This is a genomic window from Fortiea contorta PCC 7126 (assembly GCF_000332295.1).
GTDB lineage: Bacteria > Cyanobacteriota > Cyanobacteriia > Cyanobacteriales > Nostocaceae > Fortiea > Fortiea contorta.
The window spans coordinates 289,322-313,125 of the sequence record NZ_KB235931.1; the positions used below are offsets into that span (position 1 = coordinate 289,322).

32 protein-coding genes are annotated in these 23,804 nt (G+C 39.9%); 16 read left to right on the forward strand and 16 right to left on the reverse strand.

Annotation, left to right across the window (positions count from 1 at the left end):
- Positions 1–385: 385 nt before the first annotated feature.
- From MIC7126_RS0125730 to hypB, 13 genes are all read left to right on the forward strand, one after another.
- On the forward strand, positions 386–1,360 hold the full coding sequence (locus tag MIC7126_RS0125730; protein WP_026100533.1) for a tetratricopeptide repeat protein: 975 nt from the start codon (positions 386–388) through the stop codon (positions 1,358–1,360).
- Positions 1,361–1,478: 118 nt separating this feature from the next.
- Complete coding sequence (locus MIC7126_RS0125735; RefSeq protein ID WP_017656011.1) at positions 1,479–1,745, forward strand: asr0689 family protein; 267 nt, start codon at positions 1,479–1,481, stop codon at positions 1,743–1,745.
- A gap of 8 nt (positions 1,746–1,753) precedes the next feature.
- On the forward strand, positions 1,754–1,978 hold the full coding sequence (locus MIC7126_RS0125740) for a hypothetical protein (RefSeq protein WP_017656012.1): 225 nt from the start codon (positions 1,754–1,756) through the stop codon (positions 1,976–1,978).
- Between the two features lie 68 nt (positions 1,979–2,046).
- Positions 2,047–2,913 (forward strand): NifU family protein, encoded by an 867-nt coding sequence (locus tag MIC7126_RS0125745; protein WP_017656013.1) that lies wholly within the window; start codon positions 2,047–2,049, stop codon positions 2,911–2,913.
- Between the two features lie 147 nt (positions 2,914–3,060).
- Positions 3,061–4,221: an NHL repeat-containing protein gene (locus tag MIC7126_RS0125750; RefSeq protein ID WP_017656014.1), complete on the forward strand. Its 1,161-nt coding sequence runs from the start codon at positions 3,061–3,063 to the stop codon at positions 4,219–4,221.
- A 42-nt stretch (positions 4,222–4,263) separates the two neighbouring features.
- On the forward strand, positions 4,264–6,618 hold the full coding sequence (hypF, locus tag MIC7126_RS0125755; RefSeq protein ID WP_017656015.1) for a carbamoyltransferase HypF: 2,355 nt from the start codon (positions 4,264–4,266) through the stop codon (positions 6,616–6,618).
- Positions 6,619–6,643: 25 nt separating this feature from the next.
- Entirely contained in the window at positions 6,644–6,892 is a 249-nt protein-coding gene (locus MIC7126_RS0125760) for a HypC/HybG/HupF family hydrogenase formation chaperone (RefSeq protein WP_017656016.1), read from the forward strand.
- Positions 6,893–6,966: 74 nt separating this feature from the next.
- Positions 6,967–8,148, forward strand: coding sequence for a hydrogenase formation protein HypD (gene hypD / locus MIC7126_RS0125765; protein WP_017656017.1), 1,182 nt, complete (start codon positions 6,967–6,969; stop codon positions 8,146–8,148).
- A 62-nt stretch (positions 8,149–8,210) separates the two neighbouring features.
- Positions 8,211–8,435, forward strand: a complete 225-nt coding sequence (locus MIC7126_RS0125770; RefSeq protein WP_017656018.1) for a DUF433 domain-containing protein — start codon at positions 8,211–8,213, stop codon at positions 8,433–8,435.
- Positions 8,432–8,764 (forward strand): DUF5615 family PIN-like protein, encoded by a 333-nt coding sequence (locus tag MIC7126_RS0125775; RefSeq protein WP_017656019.1) that lies wholly within the window; start codon positions 8,432–8,434, stop codon positions 8,762–8,764. The genes MIC7126_RS0125770 and MIC7126_RS0125775 overlap by 4 nt, the downstream gene beginning before the upstream one ends.
- Before the next feature lie 67 nt (positions 8,765–8,831).
- Complete coding sequence (gene hypE / locus MIC7126_RS0125780) at positions 8,832–9,935, forward strand: hydrogenase expression/formation protein HypE (protein ID WP_017656020.1); 1,104 nt, start codon at positions 8,832–8,834, stop codon at positions 9,933–9,935.
- 144 nt (positions 9,936–10,079) lie between these two features.
- A complete protein-coding gene (hypA, locus tag MIC7126_RS0125785; protein ID WP_017656021.1) occupies positions 10,080–10,421 on the forward strand; it encodes a hydrogenase maturation nickel metallochaperone HypA in 342 nt (113 codons plus the stop codon).
- Positions 10,412–11,236 carry a hydrogenase nickel incorporation protein HypB gene (gene hypB / locus MIC7126_RS0125790; RefSeq protein WP_017656022.1) on the forward strand — a complete coding sequence of 275 codons (825 nt, stop codon included), beginning with the start codon at positions 10,412–10,414 and terminating at the stop codon, positions 11,234–11,236. The genes hypA and hypB overlap by 10 nt, the downstream gene beginning before the upstream one ends.
- 59 nt (positions 11,237–11,295) lie before the next feature.
- Here hypB and MIC7126_RS0125795 read toward each other — a convergent pair whose 3' ends face one another.
- The 6 genes from MIC7126_RS0125795 to MIC7126_RS0125820 form a co-directional block, all read right to left on the reverse strand.
- The gene (locus tag MIC7126_RS0125795) at positions 11,296–11,667 is read right to left on the reverse strand and encodes a hypothetical protein (protein WP_017656023.1); all 372 of its coding nucleotides are present in this window, start codon (positions 11,665–11,667) and stop codon (positions 11,296–11,298) included.
- Positions 11,660–12,661 carry an LLM class flavin-dependent oxidoreductase gene (locus tag MIC7126_RS0125800; RefSeq protein ID WP_017656024.1) on the reverse strand — a complete coding sequence of 334 codons (1,002 nt, stop codon included), beginning with the start codon at positions 12,659–12,661 and terminating at the stop codon, positions 11,660–11,662. The genes MIC7126_RS0125795 and MIC7126_RS0125800 overlap by 8 nt, the downstream gene beginning before the upstream one ends.
- 18 nt (positions 12,662–12,679) lie before the next feature.
- Positions 12,680–13,015: a hypothetical protein gene (locus tag MIC7126_RS0125805; RefSeq protein WP_017656025.1), complete on the reverse strand. Its 336-nt coding sequence runs from the start codon at positions 13,013–13,015 to the stop codon at positions 12,680–12,682.
- Between the two features lie 232 nt (positions 13,016–13,247).
- Entirely contained in the window at positions 13,248–13,559 is a 312-nt protein-coding gene (locus MIC7126_RS0125810; RefSeq protein ID WP_017656026.1) for a hypothetical protein, read from the reverse strand.
- Positions 13,560–13,561: 2 nt separating this feature from the next.
- Entirely contained in the window at positions 13,562–13,849 is a 288-nt protein-coding gene (locus MIC7126_RS0125815; RefSeq protein WP_017656027.1) for a hypothetical protein, read from the reverse strand.
- A 40-nt stretch (positions 13,850–13,889) separates the two neighbouring features.
- The gene (locus tag MIC7126_RS0125820) at positions 13,890–14,318 is read right to left on the reverse strand and encodes a hypothetical protein (protein WP_017656028.1); all 429 of its coding nucleotides are present in this window, start codon (positions 14,316–14,318) and stop codon (positions 13,890–13,892) included.
- Between the two features lie 874 nt (positions 14,319–15,192).
- Here MIC7126_RS0125820 and cysK point away from each other — a divergent pair.
- Positions 15,193–16,152: a cysteine synthase A gene (cysK, locus tag MIC7126_RS0125830; RefSeq protein ID WP_017656030.1), complete on the forward strand. Its 960-nt coding sequence runs from the start codon at positions 15,193–15,195 to the stop codon at positions 16,150–16,152.
- 34 nt (positions 16,153–16,186) lie between these two features.
- Here the strand turns inward: cysK and MIC7126_RS0125835 are convergent, their stop codons facing one another.
- A complete protein-coding gene (locus MIC7126_RS0125835) occupies positions 16,187–16,432 on the reverse strand; it encodes a DUF433 domain-containing protein (protein ID WP_040630822.1) in 246 nt (81 codons plus the stop codon).
- A 160-nt stretch (positions 16,433–16,592) separates the two neighbouring features.
- Positions 16,593–18,404: an SUMF1/EgtB/PvdO family nonheme iron enzyme gene (locus MIC7126_RS0125840; RefSeq protein ID WP_017656032.1), complete on the reverse strand. Its 1,812-nt coding sequence runs from the start codon at positions 18,402–18,404 to the stop codon at positions 16,593–16,595.
- A 121-nt stretch (positions 18,405–18,525) separates the two neighbouring features.
- On the opposite strand from MIC7126_RS0125840, the gene MIC7126_RS0125845 reads away from it, so the two are divergent.
- Positions 18,526–18,960: a Pepco domain-containing protein gene (locus MIC7126_RS0125845; protein ID WP_017656033.1), complete on the forward strand. Its 435-nt coding sequence runs from the start codon at positions 18,526–18,528 to the stop codon at positions 18,958–18,960.
- Between the two features lie 65 nt (positions 18,961–19,025).
- On the opposite strand, the gene MIC7126_RS0125850 is transcribed toward MIC7126_RS0125845, so the two are convergent.
- The 3 genes from MIC7126_RS0125850 to MIC7126_RS0125860 form a co-directional block, all read right to left on the reverse strand.
- The gene (locus MIC7126_RS0125850) at positions 19,026–19,418 is read right to left on the reverse strand and encodes a hypothetical protein (protein ID WP_017656034.1); all 393 of its coding nucleotides are present in this window, start codon (positions 19,416–19,418) and stop codon (positions 19,026–19,028) included.
- Complete coding sequence (locus MIC7126_RS0125855; protein ID WP_017656035.1) at positions 19,415–19,792, reverse strand: DUF433 domain-containing protein; 378 nt, start codon at positions 19,790–19,792, stop codon at positions 19,415–19,417. The genes MIC7126_RS0125850 and MIC7126_RS0125855 overlap by 4 nt, the downstream gene beginning before the upstream one ends.
- A gap of 135 nt (positions 19,793–19,927) precedes the next feature.
- Positions 19,928–20,323: a hypothetical protein gene (locus MIC7126_RS0125860; protein WP_017656036.1), complete on the reverse strand. Its 396-nt coding sequence runs from the start codon at positions 20,321–20,323 to the stop codon at positions 19,928–19,930.
- A 240-nt stretch (positions 20,324–20,563) separates the two neighbouring features.
- On the opposite strand from MIC7126_RS0125860, the gene MIC7126_RS28405 reads away from it, so the two are divergent.
- Positions 20,564–20,902, forward strand: a complete 339-nt coding sequence (locus MIC7126_RS28405) for a hypothetical protein (protein WP_017656037.1) — start codon at positions 20,564–20,566, stop codon at positions 20,900–20,902.
- On the opposite strand, the gene MIC7126_RS0125870 is transcribed toward MIC7126_RS28405, so the two are convergent.
- The 5 genes from MIC7126_RS0125870 to MIC7126_RS0125885 form a co-directional block, all read right to left on the reverse strand.
- Positions 20,903–21,400 carry an ArsC/Spx/MgsR family protein gene (locus MIC7126_RS0125870; RefSeq protein ID WP_017656038.1) on the reverse strand — a complete coding sequence of 166 codons (498 nt, stop codon included), beginning with the start codon at positions 21,398–21,400 and terminating at the stop codon, positions 20,903–20,905.
- Between the two features lie 377 nt (positions 21,401–21,777).
- Positions 21,778–22,389: a cysteine dioxygenase family protein gene (locus MIC7126_RS0125875; RefSeq protein WP_017656039.1), complete on the reverse strand. Its 612-nt coding sequence runs from the start codon at positions 22,387–22,389 to the stop codon at positions 21,778–21,780.
- 5 nt (positions 22,390–22,394) lie between these two features.
- Positions 22,395–22,565: a hypothetical protein gene (locus MIC7126_RS30905; protein ID WP_154656034.1), complete on the reverse strand. Its 171-nt coding sequence runs from the start codon at positions 22,563–22,565 to the stop codon at positions 22,395–22,397.
- Between the two features lie 23 nt (positions 22,566–22,588).
- Positions 22,589–23,071: a hypothetical protein gene (locus MIC7126_RS0125880; protein ID WP_017656040.1), complete on the reverse strand. Its 483-nt coding sequence runs from the start codon at positions 23,069–23,071 to the stop codon at positions 22,589–22,591.
- A gap of 87 nt (positions 23,072–23,158) precedes the next feature.
- Entirely contained in the window at positions 23,159–23,740 is a 582-nt protein-coding gene (locus MIC7126_RS0125885; protein ID WP_017656041.1) for a cytochrome c oxidase subunit 3, read from the reverse strand.
- Positions 23,741–23,804: the final 64 nt, after the last annotated feature.

A 23,804-nucleotide genomic window follows, 5' to 3' on the forward strand; every position in this document is an offset into this window, starting at 1 on the left:
TTGCGTTTTTCATCATGAAAAAAAATGGCATATATCGCTTACATGCCATTAAATTAATGATTTTTTTTGAATTGTGTTCGCCATTGTTACAGAATAAAATTATCAAATTTTAATGTACTTAAAGCTAACCCGAATATTGGCATTTACCCCATAGAAATTACTCAAGAGATTGCTTTATAGTGGAAAAACTTGATTCATACAATCCTAGAAGATGAGGAAAACGAGGGGAAATAATTAATTGTGAGCTTCCTCATCTTTACCATGCAAAAAAATACAACTCGCAATCATGAAAATATTCTCTTATCCCAATTTGGGATAGGTAGTATGGCGTTATCCTCAATTTAAAATCCACTGGTATTAGCTAATCGGCTAGAGTACGGTAGTTATGAACCCTAGCATGACAGATTCAGCCGTAAAAGCGGCTATAACAGCCATTGCATCGGAGTCAGCAACGACAGCAGAAAAAATCCAGATGTTGATGGAAATAGCACTAGGCTTGCAAAAAAAGCCGAAAACTGCTAAAGACTTACGAAGCGCAGTTGGGCTATATTATCGGGCTTATGAAATGTGCGGTGAGGATTATCCACTATTGAAAGCCAAAGCTCAGGTGGGTATGGCTGGGACTTTACAGACAATTCCTGATGCGGGGTCGGAACTGTTATTGCAAGCGAAAGCTGGTTATGAAGCAGCGTTACCAATTTTACAGCAGTTAGCTTCGCCCCTTGAAGTAGCAGAGTCCCAGATGAATTTGGGATTAGTCTTACAGTCCCTCGTCCCCTTGAATTTAGCGCGGATAGCGGACAGCATCCAAGCGTATCATGAAGCGTTGCGAGTGTTTACCTGGGAAAAATACCCACAAGAATACGCAATTTTATACAACAATATTGCGATCGCTTACCTTTCCATGCCCCTAGCATCAGAACGGGAATATCTGCGTCAAGGGTTAGCTGTGCAATCATTTGAAACCGCACTTAAGCATATTACCTTGATTGATCATCCTAGGGAATATGCCATGTTGCAAAACAATTTAGGTAACGCCTTGCAATATTTGATTAGTTCCCATCCAGTAGAGAATAACATGAAAGCGATCGCTGCTTATGATCAAGCCTTAAAAGTGCGTAACGCCAGAGATACACCCTTAGAATACGCTAACACTATCTCTAACAAAGCTAACGCCCTATTCAACTTACCAGATAATCCAGAAAAACCAGAAAACGGTAACTTCCAGAACCTCTTACAAGCTCGTACTTACTATCAAACAGCTTGGGAAATCTTCACCCAACACAAACAGCTAGAACAAGCAGAAATAGTAGCACAAGCACTGCAAGAAATTGCACTTGAAATTACAAGTTGTGAATAGGGCATTATCATCATAACTCTTAACCCTTGACAACATTAAAAAACCTAGGTTGAAAAACCTTAATTAAGTGATCATTAGCTATTTATAGCAGTTTCCAATCACATCAGAAATACCAAGAATGGAAAATATTGTAACCAGCCTTACTACAGGAGATTTTCTCAAAAGTTTAGCATCTGGAGACCTTAACATCCTCACAGAAATTGTCTGGGTATTAATAGCCACCATCTTATCTCTAATTGGTGGTGCAATTGGCGGAATGCTATTAGCCAGAAAAGATATAGGCTATGAGTTTTCAGCAACTTTAGGTGCATTATTAGCCCCAGCCGCCGTGATTCCCGCCATACTTTTAGGATTATTTGTACTGAGTTTGTTATCAAATCTATAGGAGGAAACATGTTGGAAATTGGGTGGTTATCCGCTAAATTATTTTTCAAGGGAAAGCTGTTACGTGACCCTATACAATTTGTCAAACAAACGGCAATTGGTACTACTATAGGTTTCCTACTATTGGTGTCTTTAGCACAAACTGAAATTCCTTTTTGGTTAACAATAGCAGTATCTAGCCTAGTCAGTGGCGCAGTTATGCCATTTCTATTAAAAGACTTCAAAATGAAGTAAAAGTGAGTGTGAGTTGAGTGTTTAACGTTGTAATTCCGACTAATTTGGTCAAAAGTTAATAATAGGCAATGATTACACTCATTGAACACACAGCAACTCTTGAGGAACTAATTGAAGAAATCAATCGCTTTGAAGCTATTATATCCGAATGGGATGAAAGCCAGAGGTGCGTAGTTGTCGGTTTAAAAAGAGCAATTGAAGCCTTACATAAAGCCGCTTTAAAGCGTTTGATTAAAAGCCTCAAGACAGAATCAATGTCAGCTTTGCGCCATGCAGTTACTGATGAAGTGGTATATGCAGTATTGCTTTATCACGAACTGGTTAAACCACCCAAACCACCATTAGCAGAACGCATTCAAATCGCATTAAATCAAGTTCGTCCAGGATTACAAAGCCACAATGGCGACATTGAATTAGTAGCAATTAAACCACCAAATACTGTAGAAATCAGATTAACCGGAACATGTAGTAATTGTCCAACTTCCACCTTGACCTTATCTCAAGGAGTAGAACAAGCAATTAAAACTCATTGTCCAGAAATCACCACAGTAGTTGCTATCAATCATCTGCCTTCTAGCGAGAATAACACCGCTAATTTAGTCAGTCCCTTTAATAACCAAAGTGTATCCACTTGGATTAAAGTCACGACTGTTAATCAAATTCCTGAAGCGGGAATTTTATCGATAACAATTGCAGGTAATTCACTGATTTTCTATCGACAAGGAATGAATATTACCTGTTATCATAACGCCTGCACCCACCTAGGAAATTCCCTAACTGAAGGTAAAGTTGAAAACAGTATCCTCACCTGTCCCGTCCACGGATTTCAGTATAAATTAGCAACAGGAGAATGTTTAACTGCTCCTGATGTTTCACTCCAATCTTATCCCTTACGCGTCAAACAAGAGCAAATTTTTGTGCAATTACCTCAATGACATCATCAACACGGTGTTGCTGATGGCGGCATGAAAACTATTGTAGAGACGTAAAATTTTACGTCTTTACTTCAATTCTACAACATCGATCAACATTTTTAAATTTAACTCAAAAATGCCACCATTGATACACATAAAAACATCCTAATGATTTTGAATAGTAAACAGCATTTATTCTCACCCCAAGGTGCGGAAATAGTTTTAGGAGAAATTATTGAACCAGAGAAATTAGCAATACCTATCACTCCCAGCGCTGCATCAATGTTTGGCCCCCGTAGTGCTTGCTTACTATCAGCAACTGGCCCTTTATGGGTATCAGATACAGGACATCATCGCTTATTAGGATGGCGAAATTTACCTACAAAAGATAGTCAAAAAGCCGATTGGGTAATTGGACAGCCAGACTTTTATCATGAAGGACAAAATGCTAAAAATACACCAGACAAAGCAACTTTTAGTGTCCCTACTGGTATCTGTGCTTGTGGCGCAGGTTTAGCTGTAGCTGATGCTTGGAATCATCGCATTTTAATTTGGCACAATTTACCTGAAGATAGCAATGTCCCGGCTGATTTAGTATTAGGACAAGCTAATTTTCATGATAATGAACCAAATCGAGGTGGTCAACTAGCAGCAGCAAATACGCTTAACTGGCCTTATGGTCTCTTCTATCATCAAGAAAAGCTATTTGTCGCAGATACAGGAAATCGGCGAGTCTTAATTTGGCAGCAATTACCAACAGAAAATGGTCAGCCTGCTGATTTAGTTTTGGGACAGCCAGATATGATATCTCGTGATGAAAATGGTGGTGGTTTTCCCACGGCTGCGAGTATGCGATGGTGTCATGATATTACCTTTTGGGGAGATGATTTAGTTATTACTGATGCGGGTAATCATAGAGTGATGATTTGGGAGGGAATGCCAACAAATAATAATACACCTTGTGCGGTGGTGTTAGGACAAAAAAGCTTTGATTTTACCCAAATGAATCAAGGAGTTTATTTTCCTAATGCAAGCAGTTTGAATATGCCTTATGGGGTGGGAGTTATTGATAATTATTTGTTAGTTGCTGATACGGCAAATTCCCGTTTGTTGGGATGGATAAAGCCAGAGTCAATTTTATCATTACAGGGTGCAATGGCGGATGTTGTTGCTGGACAAGTTGATTTTCAAAGTAAGGGAGAAAATAGAAATTTTGGCTTACCCAAAAGAGATAGTTTGAATTGGTGTTATGGGGTGAAGGTTTGTGGAAATGTTGCGGTGATAGCTGATTCTGGAAATAATCGAGTTTTGTTGTGGAGGCTGAATTAACGCTGAGGTTTTTAGGGTTTATTTGTAGGGAGGTGAAGGTTGATGCGGGTCGAAGAAATTAGAGTGCGTGGTGCTGTTCAGGGGGTGGGATTTCGTCCTACTGTGTATCGTTTGGCGAAGGTTTTTAGGTTACGCGGTGAGGTTTGTAATGATGGTGAGGGTGTATTAATTCGGGTTGATGGTGATGAGGTAGTTTTAGAGGAATTTGTCAGGAGGTTACAACAAGAGTGTCCACCATTAGGGAGAATTGATAAACTAATTAGAACTGAATATCACGGTGAATTTAATTTTGATGATTTTATAATTTCTCAAAGTTTAAATAGCACAATCAAAACTGAAATTCTTCCTGATGCTGCTATTTGTCCTGAATGTCAAAAGGAAGTTTTTGACCCTTTTAGCCGTTTTTATCGCTATCCTTTTACTAACTGTACCCATTGTGGCCCGCGTCTGAGTATTATTCGTGGGATTCCTTATGACAGATGCAATACCAGTATGTCTGCATTTGTCATGTGTGCGGAATGTGCGAAAGAATATCACGATATTGAAAATCGTCGGTTTCACGCCCAACCGGTAGGTTGTCATATCTGCGGTGCTCAGGCTTGGTTAGAACGTGCTGATGGGAAATTGGTTACTGCTTCGATGTTTTCTATGTTAGATGATGTGGATGCCGTTTGCACTCTGCTGCGAAAGGGCGAGATTGTGGGTATTAAGGGGTTGGGTGGGGTTCATCTAGCTTGTGATGCTACTCAAGAAGCTGTGGTGCGAAAACTGCGTCAGCGCAAAAGGCGCTATGACAAACCTTTTGCTTTAATGGCGCGGGATTTAGCGATAATTTCGGAATATTGTTTAGTTAGTCCCCAAGAAAAAGCGTTATTGACAAGTTCTGCTGCGCCGATTGTGTTGTTACAAAAAAAAGGTGAATTAACTCAGCATTCTCTAGCTTCTGCTGTTGCACCAGGGCAAAATACCCTTGGGTTTATGTTACCTTATACGCCGCTACATCATCTAATTCTCAAGCGAATGAATCGACCAATTGTTTTCACAAGCGGTAATTTTTCTGATGAACCGCAGTGTATTGATAACGATGAATCACGGGAGCGGTTAGGCAAAAGTGCTGATTATTTTCTTTTTCATAATCGAGAGATTGTGAATCGGGTTGATGATTCGGTGGTGCGAGTTGTTAATGATAAAGTGCAAACTATTCGTCGCGCTAGGGGCTATGCGCCAGCCCCGATTAATTTACCACATGGATTTCATAGCGCACCGCCAATTTTAGCAATGGGTGGTGAGTTGAAAAATACTTTTTGTTTGTTGCGGGATGGTCAAGCAATTCTCTCTCAATATTTGGGAGATTTAGAAAATGCGGCTACTTTTAATGCTTATCAAGATACTCTGAATTTATACTTGAATTTATTTGAGCATACACCTGAACTGATTGCTATTGATAAACATCCTGAATATCTTTCAACTAAATTTGGAAAGGAATTAGCAGATACAAATCAAATCCAACTTTGTCATGTTCAACATCACCACGCCCATATTGCATCTTGTATGGCAGAAAATGGTGTACCTCTCAATTCTCAACCAGTTTTAGGAATTGCTTTAGATGGTTTGGGTTATGGTGATGATGGTACTTTTTGGGGCGGAGAATTTTTCTTAGCTGATTACCGCCAATTTCGGCGACTGGCAAAATTTAATCCCGTCGCTCTGTTGGGTGGAAAACAAGCAATTACTCAACCTTGGCGTAATACCTACACTCACTTGATGACAGCAAATACTTGGGAGAATTTACAACAACAATATAGTGATTTAGAAATAATCAAATTTTTAGAACAGAAACCGATAAAATTACTCAATCAAATTCTTAAAAACGGGATTAATTCTCCTCTTACTTCGTCAGTGGGGCGCTTATTTGACTCAGTAGCAGGGGCTGTAGGGATTTGCTTAGAAGAATGTAGCTACGAAGGACAAGCAGCGATCGCCCTAGAATCTATTGTGGATATCAGCAGCATTAATAACCATGAAGAAACGCAAATTTATCCTTTTGCTGTTAAATTTTCAGATAATATTTATTCTATAGATTCAAGTCAGATATGGCAAGTATTGTTAAATGATTTACAGCGGCAAAGTCCTCAAGCGTTTATAGCCACAAAATTTCATATTAGTTTAGCCAAAATCATTGTAGAAATGGTCAAGCATCTGTGTCAAGAACAACTAATTTCTCAAGTAGTTTTAACAGGAGGAGTATTTCAAAACAGTATTTTATTAACCCAAGTTACGCAACGCTTAGAAGCTTTAGAAATTCAAGTATTAACTCATAGTTTGGTTCCTAATAACGATGGCGGTATATCTTTAGGTCAAGCTGTTATCGCCGCCGCTAATTCAATTCAAAATTAACAACATTTATGCAAGGAAAATAAAAATGTGTTTAGGAATTCCCGGACAAATTATCGAAATCAACGACATTAATCACAAATTAGCCACCGTTAATGTCGGTGGAGTTAAACGACAAGTAAATATTGCGTGCATCGTCGATGAACAACATCCGCCAGAATCTTGTATTGGTGATTGGGTATTAGTTCATGTCGGCTTCGCCATGAATCGTATTAACGAACAGGAAGCAGCAGAAACATTAAAACTGTTAGCAGAAATAACAGAAGCTATGGATTAGGAAAGAATTATTTTCATAGTCAATACTTCGACTTTCTTCAGTACGAGTACCTAATTTTCTCACCCCTAATTATTATGAAGTATGTTGATGAATTTCGGGAACCAGAAAAAGTAGAAGCCTTACGCCGCGAAATAGCTAAATTATGCAATCAACTAACAAAACCAATTAAAATTATGGAAGTGTGCGGTGGACATACTCACTCCATATTTAAATATGGTATTGAAGAAATATTGCCCGATTCCCTAGAATTAGTTCATGGCCCTGGTTGTCCAGTATGCGTTATGCCAAAAGGGAGATTAGATGATGCGATCGCTATCTCCCTAAATCATAACGTCATCCTCGCCACTTTTGGCGATGCCATGCGGGTTCCCGGTGCCAAAATCAGCCTACTCCAAGCCAAAGCACAGGGCGCAGACATCCGTATGGTGTATTCTCCCGTGGATAGTCTGCAAATCGCCAAAGACAACCCAGACAAACAAGTCGTCTTCTTCGCTATAGGCTTTGAAACCACAGCCCCCAGCACCGCTTTCACCGTCCTCCAAGCAGACGCCGAAAAGATTCCTAACTTTAGCATGTTTTCTAATCACGTCCTCGTGATTCCCGCCCTTCAAACATTATTAACAAACCCAGACTTACAACTAGATGGATTTATTGGGCCCGGACACGTCAGCATGATAATTGGCACTGACCCTTATCAATTTATTTCCCAACAATATCATAAACCAATAGTTGTCACCGGATTTGAACCTTTAGATATCTTCCAATCAATTTGGATGCTATTAAAACAACTAGTAGAAAATCGTTGTCAAGTCGAAAATCAATACAACCGCCTTGTACAACCCCAAGGAAATACAATAGCCTTACAAGCCATCAACAAAGTTTTTGCAGTGCGAGATAATTTTGATTGGCGAGGACTAGGAGAAATCCCCCATTCCGGTTTAAAAATTCGTCCAGAATACGCCCAATTTGACGCAGAACTTAAATTCAATCTTCCTAACCAAAAAATTCCCGATCATAAAGCTTGCAAATGCGGTCAAATTCTCCAAGGAATTTTAAAACCTTGGGAATGCAAAGTATTCGGTACAGCTTGCACACCAGAAACACCCATTGGTAGTTGTATGGTATCTTCAGAAGGCGCTTGTGCAGCCTATTATAAATATGGCAAACACTCCACAATTGCTAAAAAAATCACGGCTGAAAAACCCAATGTCAATTTATCTCAACAACCTCTACCCCCCTGTGGTTCGTTGGGGTAAATACTTATGTGACTAAACTTCTGGATATAATGTAGACAGATATTTCTACCTCATGTCATCTTATGGACTATCAACACATCATTACAATTGAGCCTGGAAAGCGTAGTGGTAAGCCGTGTATTCGAGGAATGCGAATCACGGTGTATGATATTTTAGAATATTTAGCAGGTGGTATGACTGAAGTAGAAATTCTGGAAGATTTTTCTGAACTCAGATTAGAAGACATCAAAGCTTGTCTTGCTTTTGCAGCTGATCGTGAGAAAAAGTTATTTGTGGCATCACTGTGAAACTCCTATTAGATGAAAACCTATCAGATAGAATTATTCACAGTATTTTAGATTTGTATCCTCATTCTGAACATGTCAAAACTTTAGGAATGACAAATACTGATGATGCAGTTATCTGGGAATATGCGAAAGCGAATAATTTTGCAATAGTTTCTAAAGATTCTGACTTTCACCAGCGCAGTTTACTGTATGGTTATCCACCCAAGTTTATTTATCTTCGTATTAGCAACAGCCCAACATCAAATATTATTCAAATTTTGAGAGATAATTTTGACACAATTATTCAATTTAAAAATAGCAAAAAAGAAAGTATTTTGCTGTTGATGTAGTGCATATCTACTTTTTCATAAAGATGAAAATGAAGCAACACCCTAACTTATTTTCGCAAATTTAAATATGGATTATTCACCCCCTAACTCAACACAAAATCTCTTCTTACAAAAAGTTGAACAAAGTCGCCAGCGCCAAGGTAAAGTGCGAGATACTCATATCACCCTCGCCCACGGTAGCGGTGGAAAAGCCATGCGCGATTTAATCGATGATATCTTTGTCAGCAACTTTGATAATCCCATTCTTGCCCAATTAGAAGACCAAGCTAATTTTAATTTAGCTAGTCTCGCAGAACACGGAAATAGACTAGCTTTTACCACTGATTCCTATGTTGTAGACCCCTTATTTTTTCCTGGTAGCGACATAGGAGAACTAGCAGTTAACGGTACAATTAATGACTTAGCCGTTAGTGGTGCCAAACCCCTATACCTTTCGTGTAGCGTCATTTTAGAAGAAGGACTACCCGTAGAAACCTTGCGACGTGTCGCTACAAGTATGAAAATAGCAGCCAATAAAGTAGGAGTACAAATCGTCACTGGTGACACAAAAGTTGTACATCGTGGCGCTGCTGATAAACTATTTATTAACACTGCAGGTATTGGCATCATCCCAGATAAAATTAATATCTCAGCCCACAATATTCAACCAAAAGATGTAGTCATAATTAACGGTGAAATAGGCAATCATGGCGCTGCTATTTTAATCGCTCGCGGGGAATTAGCATTAGAAACTGATATAGAAAGCGACTGTCAACCGTTAAATGAATTAGTAGAAAATATCCTCAAAGTCTGTCCAGAAATCCACGCCATGCGGGATGCGACACGCGGCGGTTTAGCCACAGTTTTAAATGAATTTGCTGTGAGTTCTCGCGTAGGAATTCGCATTGATGAAAATTCTCTACCCATCCGAGAAGAAGTCAAAGGAATCTGTGAAATTTTGGGTTTAGACCCTTTATATTTAGCCAATGAAGGTAAGCTAGTAATAGTAGCACCGCGTGAATATGCAGACGCTATTTTATCAGCAATGAAATCTCATCCAACGGGGAAAGATGCTTGTATTCTGGGAGAAGTTATTTCTTCATATCCCGGTATTGTGTTGTTAAAAACTGTTTTTAATACTGAACGGATTGTTGATATGTTAGTGGGCGAGCAATTGCCCAGAATTTGTTGATTTTTAACTGTCAATAGAATAATTATAAGTTGGGTTTCGCAAAGCCTCAACCCAACCTACGCAATATCTTTTCACTGCGTTCTTTTGTGTTTGAATTTAAACCATCCATCAATATTTTATGCCCTTAAAAGACGAAATAAATTTATGCACGAATTGGGAATTACACAAAATATTGTGGCGATAGTGACAGAACATGCTCAAGGAATGAAAGTAAAGCGAGTTCTATTAGAAATTGGTCAACTTTCCGCAATTCTACCTGAAGCTGTGCAATTTTGTTTTGATATCTGTACACAAAATACAGTTTTAGAAAACGCGATATTAGAAATTAGACAAATACCCGGTTTAGCAAAATGTCGCCAATGTGGTGCAAAAATTGCTCTAGATAAACCCTTTGGCGTTTGTAGTTGTGGTAGCGTGCAATTAGATTTAATCGCTGGTGAAGAACTAAAAATTAAAGAAATAGAGATAGAGGAATTATGTGTGTAACCTGCGGCTGTTCTGATGAGGGTAAAAGCAAAATTACAAATCTACAAGATGATGTAGTGGAACATAATCATCATCATACTCACACTTTAGCTGATGGGACAGTAATTACTCATATTCACAGTGATGACCATCATCATGAAGCTGCACACATTCATGCAAAAGTACATAAAACTACTATATCTTTAGAACAAAATATATTAGCCAAAAATAACCTATTAGCTGCAGAAAATCGGGGCTGGTTTAAAGGTAGAAATATTCTCGCTTTAAATTTAATGAGTTCTCCTGGAGCCGGGAAAACTACTCTTTTAACTCGGACTATTAATGATTTAAAACATCAATTTTCTATCAGCGTTATTGAAGGCGACCAAGAAACAACTAATGATGCTCAAAAAATCAAAGCTACAGGCTGTAAAGTTGTCCAAATTAATACTGGAACTGGCTGTCATCTCGATGCATCAATGATAGCGAAGGGCTTACAACAACTCAACCCGCCTCTTGATTCAATGGTGATGATTGAGAATGTAGGGAATTTAGTTTGTCCAGCTTTATTTGACTTGGGTGAACGCGCTAAAGTGGTGATTCTCTCTGTGACTGAAGGAGAAGATAAACCGATAAAATATCCCCATATGTTCCGTGCTAGTGAGATGATGATTCTCACCAAAATTGATTTGCTACCTTATGTACAATTTGATGTGCAAAAGTGCATAGAATATGCTCAACAAGTAAATCCAGAAATTAAAATTATTCAGCTTTCTGCTACAACCGGCACTGGCTTAGATGGTTGGTATAAATGGTTGTGTGAGGTTAGTTCGTAGTCAAGACTAAAGCCCTGACTAAGAACTTTTTATCATGAATAAAACAGACCAGTAAAAAACTACAACCAATCTCGATAAGCTGAGATTTCATTCACCCCAATTTCAAATGGCATTCCTTTACCAAATGGCGGATAAACTCTGATTTTAGCATGACTAGTAAACCGTTCTAAACGATTTCCTAATTGGGGAATATTACTAACTATATGCCAATAAGAAACTACGTCAGGACAGTCAATGATTAGCATCAAAGTGGTACCATTATTTGTAAGATACCATTGACAGCGAGCTAGCAAAGCTTGAGTAATGCGATCGCACGCTTGATAAAAGCATCTACCTGTGGATTGTTCAAATTCTAAATGCAGCATTCCATCCAGTTTTGTCACCTCTGCAGGTGGTAAATCATCTGGGGGAAGCAAGGGAAGTTTAGACATAATTCCGCACCTCTTGGTTATAGCGCGTCAGACTATCCAGGTTTTTTTGCACATCAAAAGATGAAGGTTTGAGAGCTAATGTGCCGATATTTAATTCATCCTGGAATTTTTTGATTTTGTCCCGACATGTCACCACGTCACCAATAATTGAATTCTCCAGCAAATAGTCTTCATCAAAGCAAATATTTGTCCGATCAAATGGTTTTTGCTTGTGAGAACTGTTCTGCATAACTTTTGCTGAATTGGCTTTCATTTTTAGGCTAAATTTGCGGATGAAAGGTAATGCTTGGCTGACAGCTTCATCACCTGTTCTCCCCACAAAAAAGAAGCGTGCTAGTACGAGCTTTTCTGCACCACTGGAATTAATTTCTCGATATTTATTGACAGTATTTCTCAATCTTTCTAGAGAAAAAGGCGGACCCCCCATCAAACCGAAATTATGTTTGGCGGCGAATTCTATTCCTTGATCATCACCTGTAGCGACATAAACGGGAATAGATTTTTGTAGTGGTTTGGGGTAAACTGTCAGGCGATCGCACTGATAATATTGCCCATTAAATGACACATCAGTTTCATATAACAGCTTTTGAATGAAAGCGATCGCTTCTAACATCTTGCCACGAGATTCAGCCATTGGCGTGGCGAAATGCTTATTTTGTTCGGGAAATGGCCCACCTTTAGCCACTCCTAATAACAATCTACCATTGCAGAGATTATCCAGCGTGGCAATATCTTCCGCTACCCTAATCGGGTTATGAAACGGTAGCAACACTGCTGCAGTTCCTAATTTGATAGTCGAAGTCAATCCCGCCAAATGTGCTATCAACAGCAACATAGAAGGGCTGAGATTAGACTCACTAAAATGATGCTCACTCACCCAAGCTTCTGCAAAATCTAAAGTCTCGGCTTGCTTAATCAAGGTGACTTGTTCAAACATCGCGCGACGAGCATCTTGATAATAATTGTCGTAATTGCAGAAAAGTCCTGTTTTCATGATTAGCGCCGGCTTTTCCTATGTTGCAACCAATTGTAATTCTAACCATAAACGCGGCTCACTTTGTTTGAGCTTCGACATAGGATCTCGTAATAATCGCCGAGCATTTATGCAGACAACCTGAATTAATCCCATATTATCTGCAACTTCTCGCAATACTTCTTTGTTCGCTTGCACATAAGGAATTATTTCTTCAGAGCAATAAATTCCTATATATTGTAAACGTCTAGCCGGTCGTCCCCAAAAACAGGTGATCACCTTCACATAACACCCATCAAGTAATTCTCCAATGTTGGGGTAATAGTGACTGACGACTCTGGCAAATTCTTTGGCTAGGATGTCTTCAGCAATCATAGCAATTGATATTTTTGTAGCGTTAATCACGATATTAATATAACATATATTTGTTATTTAAAGCTGACATTGAATGTTATTTTTAAAGAAAAACTCAAACTAATTAACATCAAAAAAAAAGGTCAACAAAATTAAGTGTTGACCTCCAAACTCATAAATAGTTAAAATTTTGAATTCAAAATTTATAGATTTAATTTTGAATTTTGAATTGAAATTATTATCGCTGCTCTACTTATCTAGCATTGCGCTCACAGACCAAAACTTCAGCAATAATTTGCGGTAAATCAATGAGGTCAACATATCCATCTGAGCCACGGATAGGCGAGATAAAAGTATAATCTGGGTCACAGGCTCCCGTATCATAAACTTGAATAAACCACCGATCAGGAAATCCCGCGACACCCAGTTCCACAATGTACCAACACTCACCAATCAGACGAGAATTAAAGATTGTGAACCACTCTCTATCATATTCTGAGAGATTCCAATCTGCCATGAGAAACTCTAACGCTATTTGCCCAGCGTCAGTTGCTGTCAATAACATTGTTACTCCTTCTCAGAAATATCCGCAACTTCTGACTCAGAATTAACTGATTCCAGTTCAGGATACAATCCTAATTGTTTTGCTAATTCACGAGCAATAAAAAACAAAAACTGAGCACCGTCTTGATTACCTTCATGAGCGAAAACAGTCGCCACCTTCAGCATTGCATAAACAAAACCAGAATCAATTAACTCAGGTTGTGATTCCAAAACTTCTGGTTCTTGACCATTAGGACATCTAAGGAGTTGGTCAATCAAATCAAAATACAAAAGTTGGCGTTCGTCTGTCATAGTGTTTTAGTTGATGGAAAATCAGGAAATCTTGAGTAGCTTATTTCTCAATACCTTGTTGCCAAAGTCTTTCTAACATTTCTACTTGTTCTTGAAAAATCGCAGCCCGATAAACCAGATACCTATCGTAAATAATAATTCCTACGCCGAAAAAAATCGGAATCAGTAAGAAAAACGATTGTAGAATAATTGCCAATTGATATTGTTCAATGATAGTCAACTGGCGCGATTCTGGAGTATGAAGAGAATTACTCAACCCAGTTTCCTCTTGAGAAAAATTGTGATTGTTTAACTGGGTAGTCAAAGCATCATTGATGTCACAGTTTTGATCGACATCACAAGCTAAACTTTGTGTTTTGACTAAATCTATATGCTTTCCCCACACAACATTAAAAACTACTATTACTGGAGAAAGCACAACTAAAGTCACTAGACAAACTGTGAGAATCTTTAAAAGTTTGACTTTCATCTCTGTCCTCCTTTTCTAGGCAGTATGCACCCAGTCAGGAAATTTGGTTGATAATTACGCTAAATGGCTGAATATTTAAACTTAAAAATATTTCTGTTACTTAAATAGCCAAATAAATCGTAATCTTAATAATTCACATATAGGAATTCTATTTGATTTGTTAACTTATTTGCATAGATAGAAAACACATAACCAATAACAATCACCTATTTGAGGAGTTAAGAAGTCCCCCCTAATTCACTAAGCTTGCACCTAGGAACTTTGGGGGGTAGAGGGGAATCTCTGCGTAAATCCTATAAGTTTTATATCAGTCGCCCTTCTCGCTCAGAGTTGAGCCTCACTGGATCAGAATTATTAAATTTATTAAAGTTGTACTCAAAGCCCACAACTGCCATCTCACCAGTCTTGATAAAATTAATTGGGGTATAGGTGCTAGTATTTTTCGCCTAATGTCCTAGCATTGATCAGGTAGGGTGCTAGTGCAGACTGTACTCAACCTCAAAGTCAGACAACTGGCTCAGGAAAAAGAGTTTCTACCTCTCAACTTATCTCCTAAAGTTGTACTCAAAGGCATTCTGGCTGCTAAGATTACTTGAGAATAGTCAAAAAAACCATTAAATATGGCAAAATAAAATATTGTTCCTCACTAACTAAAAACCCTAGAAAATCAGGTTAAAGTTTAACACAACCAACAATCCTCACCTCTCAAACCTTTAAATGACGACAATAGACCAATCTCGTCACAATACTTAAAATTTAAATTATTGCACTGAAAAAAAACACAATATTACACAAAACCAAGTCATTCAATTAAATACTCAAAAGCTTATTGTTATAGATAACGCATTGAATTTCAAATTTTAGGAGCCAATTCATGAGAATTGCTAAAGACGTAACAGAACTTATTGGCAAAACTCCCCTAGTTCAACTCAATAAAATTCCGCAAGCCGAGGACGTAACCGCCAGAATAGTTGTCAAATTAGAAGGACACAACCCAGCCGCCTCTGTTAAAGACCGGATTGGACTAAGTATGGTACTCTCAGCAGAAGCAGCAGGTTTAATTGAGCCTGGGAAAACCATTTTAGTAGAACCCACTTCTGGTAACACAGGAATCGCTTTAGCAATGGTAGCAGCAGCTCGTGGCTACCGTTTGATTTTAACCATGCCCGAAACCATGAGCCAAGAAAGACGAGCCATGCTCAGAGCTTATGGTGCAACCTTGGAACTAACACCGGGTACAGAAGGAATGCGGGGTGCAATTCGCAAAGCTGAACAAATCGTAGCCGAAACTGCCGACGCATATATGCTACAACAATTCTGCAACCCAGCCAACCCCAAAATACATCGAGAAACCACCGCCGAGGAAATTTGGGCAGATACAGATGGGGAAATTGATATCTTAATTGCTGGTGTTGGTACTGGTGGGACAATTACTGGTGTCGCCGAAGTACTCAAAAGCCGCAAGCCGAGTTTGCAAGTGATAGCCGTTGAACCCAGCAACAGTCCAGTCCTCTCTGGTGGTGAAGCCGGGCCCCATAAAATTCAAGGTATCGGCGCCGGATTCGTCCCCGATGTCCTCCGTCTAGAATTAATTGATGAAGTGATTCGCGTCAGCGACGACCAAGCAATGGCTTATGGAAGGCGGTTAGCAAAAGAAGAAGGATTATTATCTGGGATATCCTCCGGCGCTGCTTTGTGTGCTGCAATTCAAGTGGCGAAACGCCCGGAAAATGCCGGAAAACTCATCGTCATGATTCAGCCTTCCTTCGGTGAACGCTATCTCAGCACCCTCATGTTTCAAGATTTGACATTAGAAACCGCTGGGGCGCGCTAGGGGAAGAACCTTTAGACAGCTTGCGTGGTAGAGATTATTGTAGGGGCACAACATGTTGTGCCCCTACCCGTGTAATGCTTGGTTTTTGCGCTTGTGCGGCTTCGAGAAAAGCTATCACCTGTTCTCGCTTAACTGTCGGAAATCCTTCTAGGAAATCATCAATCGACTCTCCCGCCTTCAAATAATCCAGCAGGGTTTGCACAGGTACTCGCGTTCCAGCGAAGACTGGCGTACCACTCATCACATCTGGTGATGCGGTAATGATTGCTGACTGACTCATTTTCCCTCTTATAAAAGCATTGCTAGGCTGTCTCATTTTAATATCAACCATTGCCGTAAGTAGCTGGGCGACGTTAAAAAAATGCGATCGCCCCGCTCTGCTACACTCTAAAAGGAAAAAAGAGCAAGCATAAAGGGTAAAAGGGGTAAAGCATAAAGGACTACTGAAAAGTCCTCCCGGCAGCGCAGACAACACGAAAACCAAAAGTGACATGGTGGTTGACGCGGTAGTTGTTGCTGCGGGACGCAGAACGGCAGTACCTAGGAGTGCTGAACCAGGAACCACCCCGCAGTACGGCAGAGCTATTATTATCATTAAGCCAAGCACTACCATCTGTTGTCGCTCCTTCATAGCTGTCATACCAAGTATCTTGACACCATTCCCAAACATTCCCGTGCATGTCATATAATCCAAAGGCGTTGGATGGAAAACTTGCTACTTTTGTTGCCTGTTGACGATACTTACCCTTTGGTTCAGAAGCATAAGTAAAATTTCCATCGTAATTTGCTAATTCAGTTGTCATTGTCTCCCCAAAGTGAAATGGTGTCGTTGTTCCTGCTCGACAAGCGTATTCCCATTCTGCTTCACTAGGTAGGCGATATTGGTTATTTGTATGTTTTGAAAGACGGGAGCAAAACTCAACTGCATCACACCAGGAGACTTGTTCTACTGGTCGGTTGTCTCCTTTAAATTTAGATGGATTGGGTTTCAAGTCACGGTTAACTTTGGGTAGTGTTGCTACTCTTTTCCATTGGGCTTGAGTGACGGGATGTTTACCCATGAAGAATGATTCAACAGTTACTTGATGCTGGGGTTTTTCTCTATCATATCCTTCCCCTGATGGCGAACCCATGAGAAATTTGCCACTGGGAATCGCCACCATTTCTAAAATGACACCATCGCCTAAGTCTTCAGTAAAATATTCAGCTTGACCTTTTTCTCGTTTAACTTCCTGACCTTTATTATCTACCGTCACCACATCAAAGCTAAATGTTGGTATTTCAGGAGTTACTGACCTTTCTCCCCTCGGTGAAATAACAGGCTTAGGAATTGGGGATGGTGAAGACTGTCCCTGGCGCTTTTCAATTCTGATAAATGCTGCCATCACCTGGATATCTGACCCCCTAGCAGCCACATTCACCCGCAGCCATAACTGTCTAGCTAATTCCCAATCTTCTTGATCTTCGGCTTCACGAGCATCTAGTTTCAGTTGGTTAATATCATGAAGCGTCGAGTAGTCGGGTAACAAAATTAAGTGTAGTTTTGTCGCAGGTTCGGCTGTAACGTAGGGATATTGCGGAGTTCTCCCGTACTTTTGATTAATTGTGGGTACTCTTGATTGTAAATATCTATCCAATCTTTCTACTGTGGCGCAGTTCCCAGCACCTGCAATCCTCAACCCTTCTAACAACGCTTGAGTGAATGAGCCGTGTTGTAACTGCTCAATTTCATAAGACTTTTGACGGGGACTGCAAGAATAGAAGGTGACGACTCCCTGATGTTCTTCACCAATACCCATTCCCGATCTGCTACCTTCATCGCGGCAAGCATCTAAAAACAAGACTACATTATCAGCGCCACTGCGGCGCAATCTTTGGGTGACATATTCAACAGGGATTGCTGAATGTTCTACATCGCCTGGGTCGCTATCGATGAGCATGAGATAGTCCCGGTCAGCTTCCCGACGACCATGACCTGCAAAGAAAAACCAGAGATTATCCCCTGGCGCTAATAGTGGCGTTTCAAAATTTGCTCGTAAAAATCGCCGCAAGTGACCGTAAGTTGGCTGAGTGGGAATTGGTGGATTGGTTGCGATTGCGGGAGAATCGTCAGTGAAGAGGAAAACTTGATCAAACTTGGCTTCGATTTTAAACCAATCGCCCATAGCTTCGGCGTCTAGTTTGGCGTAATTTAGCTGCTGAAGATTGTTGTACTGATTAATGCCGATCGCTATTGCCCAATTTTTCGCCATTTTTGCATTGGTATGCTCGTCTTATTGCCATTTTAAGTGTTACTACTGAATAATGGTTGATAATCGCCCACAGCTTTGATAAAAACTAGTTAAATCAAGAATAATCTAAATAATTAAATTTATGTCAGTAGAAAATTCCACCCCAAATGCCATCTGGATTATTACTGAAGAAGTTGCTGAAAGCTCAAGTACAACCAAGGAAACAATCACAGATAGTGTAACCAGAAGTATTGGAGCCAGAAGCAGTGGCGATATAGGAGGACGACTCGGCGAAATCCAAACTACTGAAGAAATAGTTTTCAGTCAACAAAAAGGCGAATTAGTAATTACTAGACGCAAAGTAGAGGTAACTAAACTCAAGCAAGAGATGCAGGGGTTTCTGCAAGCTATGCGGGAGGTGCTTGATGAAGCTGACCAACCCAATTCTAAGCTCCAGCTTGATGAGGTGGAACTGTCAGTAGAAATTAATGCCGAAGGAAAAATCAGTTTATTTGGAATTGGTGGTGGTAAAGCAGGAGGAAAAGGAGCGATGACTTTTAAATTTAAGCGGAAATAATTGGTATTTGAATATGGGAAGGAATTGGGCGATTGTGGTAATGTAATTATGAACACACACTTCTACTATGGGATAAATAGCCTACTTACGCCTAAGTAATTCTCAATGTAAAACACAATCTCTATCAGGCGTTCAATACACTGCTCTCGATAGTCTCGCTCAACTACACGATCAACATTTGCAATAGTAACTACAGGTAAGGAAGTTGGCAGACTTTCTTCTCGGATCACCTGCTCTAAAGAATCTTCTCCCTTCATACTACGATTTGCTGTCAAGAGAATCATCTGCCTTTCTTGGGCAAATCGCCAAACTATGCGGTCGCTGCTTTCTATTGGTAATTGAACTTCATCAAAGGACACAAAACGAATAGACAAAGTATCGAGCCATCCTTCAGTCGTCAGGCTACCAAACAGCATTAGGGCTTGCCCTTCAATATTATGATCGATGAGAAAAATCATTGACTGAGTGCAGCACGTTTAGCTTTGCGTGCTTGCAATTTTTCCCAAGCGGCTTTGTACTCCGGTTTTGGTGTCAATGTCGCAACATAATCCAAACGCTCTTTGTTACGTTCTTCCCAATACTGGCGAATTTCTTGGGCTTGTTGTAATACGCTCTGATATTCTGCTTCTACTTCAGCACGATGGGTTTCAATGTAAGACATTGCTGCATTAAACTGCTCATCGGTGATGTAGAAATAATTGCGAATTAAATGGGGTGCATAACCTTTATGGATATAGTCCATTAACTGATATAAAGTGATGCGTGTACCTGCGATTGCCAGTCCGCGTTCTGTACGAATAATAGTCGGTTGGTCAGCTAACTCTTGGGGCATATACGATCATTCTTTGGGTGTTATTTTCATATTACTCTTACCCTACACAAAAGAGTCCTTCTCCAAGTCGGCATAACACAACGCCAGCCGCCTTAACTTTGGGAACCAAAGCACGGCGCTGGCTCTTATAGGTTTCTAGACTGCTTTAACATCCTCTTCTGGTGCTTTTTCGGCAACAGATTTTGAGCGGGCGGCTCTGATTTTGCGGATGCGGTCGCTATTACGAACACCACCAGCCATTTCATACTCGCGGCTGTCTTTACCGTACTTAATTGCAACCGCCATCAGCATCTTTTCACAAAGCTGGCTCAAGTTTTTTTCTATTTCTTCAATTTCAGTTCTAGAAGAATCAACTACAGACAAAGCACTATTATAAACGTCAATTTTTGTACGTAAATGGTCAATTGAAGTTATCAATTTTTCCATGCTATAATCTTCATCAAATTTCACTGCTGGCAGAATCGATTTGAGTCCAGAAAATCTTAAATGAGCTTTTTCTAAAACGCGGGATGTTCTTTTTCTAAACGCCATAAGTTTATTTTTTTAAGATGCTTCCAAGGCTAGCTTGCCCTAATTAAATGTCTTTTTGGTTCAGTGTAATTTACAATTTTTATCAGATAATTTTAGGTGATTCCAGTAATTTCCCGGTATTTACAGCAGATGGCAAGTCGGTGAGGTACAAATAATTGTAAGGGCACAACAATGTTGTGCCCCTACCTGCATATCTCATTTACCTGAAATATGCTGTATTCGTATCACGCATTTTGTGAAATGGTACAAGACCGCTCCGGTTTCAACTCACACCGCTACGGTTCCAACTCAGACCGCTACGGTTCCAACTCAGACCGCTCCGGTTCCAAGTTAGACCGCTCCGGTTCCAAGTTAGACCGCTCCGGTTCCAAGTTAGACCGCTACGGTTCCAATTCAGACCGCTACGGTTCCAACTCAGACCGCTCCGGTTCCAACTCAGACCGCTTCTGTTGGTTTGGGAGTCGTAAATACTTGCTCTTTTCTGGTATTGCGACATGGAAAAAGCGATATCTGACGACAAGTCGCTCTGTGTCTAGCTATGTTGAGGTAGTGCGATCGCCTGATGAGCTAATTCTTTAACTAATGACTACTGCTAGTTTCCTTTTGGTGGTGTCCTTTACAGCCACCTTTTTCGTGATGGTGATGATGATTTCCATTGTGGGCACAATTTTGTAAATCTTGTCCCATGAGGTTTTCAGCCATTTCTCGGAAGGATTCATCAATCGGTTTTAAACCAATCCAAGCATCAATTTTGGCGACATCAAAGCCAAAATCGCGGCGATCGCCTACTTGTAATAAAGGACGACGAATCAATAGTGGATCTTGAACCATCAGCAACAAGGCTGTTTTTTCATCCAGTTTCTCTGGAACCACCTCACCAGATTTTATCCGTGGAGCCGAGGGATTAAACCATTCTGCCACAGGGCGATCGCCAAAAAATAACCGCAAATTTTCCACTGTCCAAGGTTCCGTTAGCAAACTCTGAGCTACCACCTCATGACCAGCCGCTGTTAACAAAACTTTTTGCTTTGTACCACCTTTACAGCCTGGTTTTTCATAGAAAATTACTCTCGCCATTGAGTCATCTCCTAGTTAGATTACTGAAGCAGCAAAGTACTATTTAGCAATGAAATCTTACTAGACTTGTTACCAAAGTCTAATTTATTTACAAAAAGAGAATAAAGGTTTAAAGCCGAGTGGAATTATGGGCGAAATAATCTCTGTTTCCGAAGGGAGCTAGAAACCCCACTCAAATTGTGGGTGACTTATTTTCCCTGTTCCCTGTTCCCTATTCCCTGTTCCCTTTCATATATTTAACCATCTATACACGCAGAGAAACGCTGTTGATGTATTCATATCAATCACGTTTGTATAGACCTTTATTATCGCATAATCATACTGCTTTTGGAAAAATGCTTAATACATTGATACCTGCATCTTGCCAATTTTATTATTTAAAACTTTTTAGCCACATGGCTAACTATATCAAACTCAAATCTTGTCTTCGGGTCAGTTTCGCCATAAATATTAAAAGTAACCGTAGGTTCCTCCCCCACTGCTTCTACACTATGGATAGCATCGGGAGTAAAGCTGATAATATCTCCAGGAGCTAAGGTAATTTCCCCTGTATTGGCAATTTGATCTGGCGATTCTGGGGCGTGAGTCCGCCGCCAAAAAGTGTTTTTTTCCTGTCCCTTAAGCACACCTACTATTCCCCAAGTTCCATGATTATGAATAGTAGATATTGTTCCTGGCGCAAATGTTACCGTTTGTACCGTTAACGGAAAACCCAACTCATCATACAGCAGTAAAACAGAAGTTCCAGTTTGCGGACAAGGTGCTAAATATCGACTACGCACCCAGTAAGAATTAACAATTAACCGCCTGACCAACATTCTAATTTCTGGCAAACAAGTTGATTGATATTCGGCTTGATTGAGCACATTTTCCACCTCAGTCAAAAACCGATAAAAGCGATAATTTTCTTGTAATAAATCCCAAGCTCTCACAGATTTACACACCTGTAACTGACCATCATCAGTTACCAACCAATCCCTACCTTTCATAAATTTTAAACCATCAGTTGAAATGAATTTTGCGGCAACAAAGGCAGAGCAGGAGAAATAGGATTAACCACAGGTATCGGCTGATTAGGAATTAACGGCGTAGAAATAGGAGTATAACTAGTAGATTGAAATGAAGGGCGATAAACAGATCCAGTATTGGAAAACAAATAACTCATAGTTTTTTACTCACGACAAATCACTAATCTTCTTCTGATGGACGAGTGAGAATATCAAACAAGATTCCTGCCCCAAAATCATTTTTATTGTCAATATTTTTCACTCTGGCGCTAATTTCTTTCGCTAGTTCTAGCTGTCCTAGTTTAGCTAACACTAACCCAGACGCAGCATAAGCATTTAAATATAGCCTGATTCGAGGCTCTTCAGCGCGATTCACCAATATGGGCTGAAGTAATTGCCAATCGTCAGGTAATTTTTCTAGTTCTCTAATTTTATCTAATAATTGACTTGTTGTTTGCAGTGCTAATTGGTAATTATTTTTGTAATAAAAAAATCTATAGGCTGCCACAAAAACATCAGTATGTTCTCCAGCCAATGCCAAAGCTTGCTGTATATAAATTTCTGATTCCAGTGTATTTTCCCAATTTTTTGCTGCCAACATCAATAAATTTTTGATATTTTCTGGTACTTCAAACCATGAGAATTTTGTTGAATCGACTTGCATAATAATCTCCTGGAGGGAGGAAGAGAAAGAAAGAGGGAGTTTTTTTATACTCAATTCCCTATTTCCTAATCTCCAGTCCCTAATTACCTAAAAAATACTGAGAACGTACACCAAAGTAAACAGCACAATCCAGATAATATCTACAAAGTGCCAGTAAATTTCTGCCATCTCAATACCAGTGTGTTTGCTAGCAGAATAGTGACCGGGTTGACGCGATCGCCATACCACACCCAAAATCAATAAAATGCCGATAAACACATGTAAACCGTGAAAACCAGTCATGATATAAAAGCAGTTAGCAAAGACATTGGTAGTCAAACCATATCCCAGCGTCGCATACTCATACACCTGACCACCTAAAAAAACCACGCCCATAATGGCAGTAATTACATACCAAAAGCGCATCCCCTTAACATCATTCTTCTTAATAGCTGCATCACCCAAATGAATGACAAAGCTACTAGAAACCAGAATGATAGTGTTAATAGTCGGTAAGAAAAGTTCTACCTCAGTTTCTTTCGGCGGCCAAACATCAGCCATACCTCGAAAGAACAAAAACGTCGCAAAAAATCCACCAAACATCAAAGATTCTGAGACTAAAAATGTTAACAGTCCCACAACCCTCAAATCTGGGTGATGTTCCTCATGTCCACTCGTCGCTAGCGTCATATTTATCTACCCTCAAAATTGCGCTCTTTCTTTGCGCCTTTGCGCCTTTGCGCGAGCTATTAAT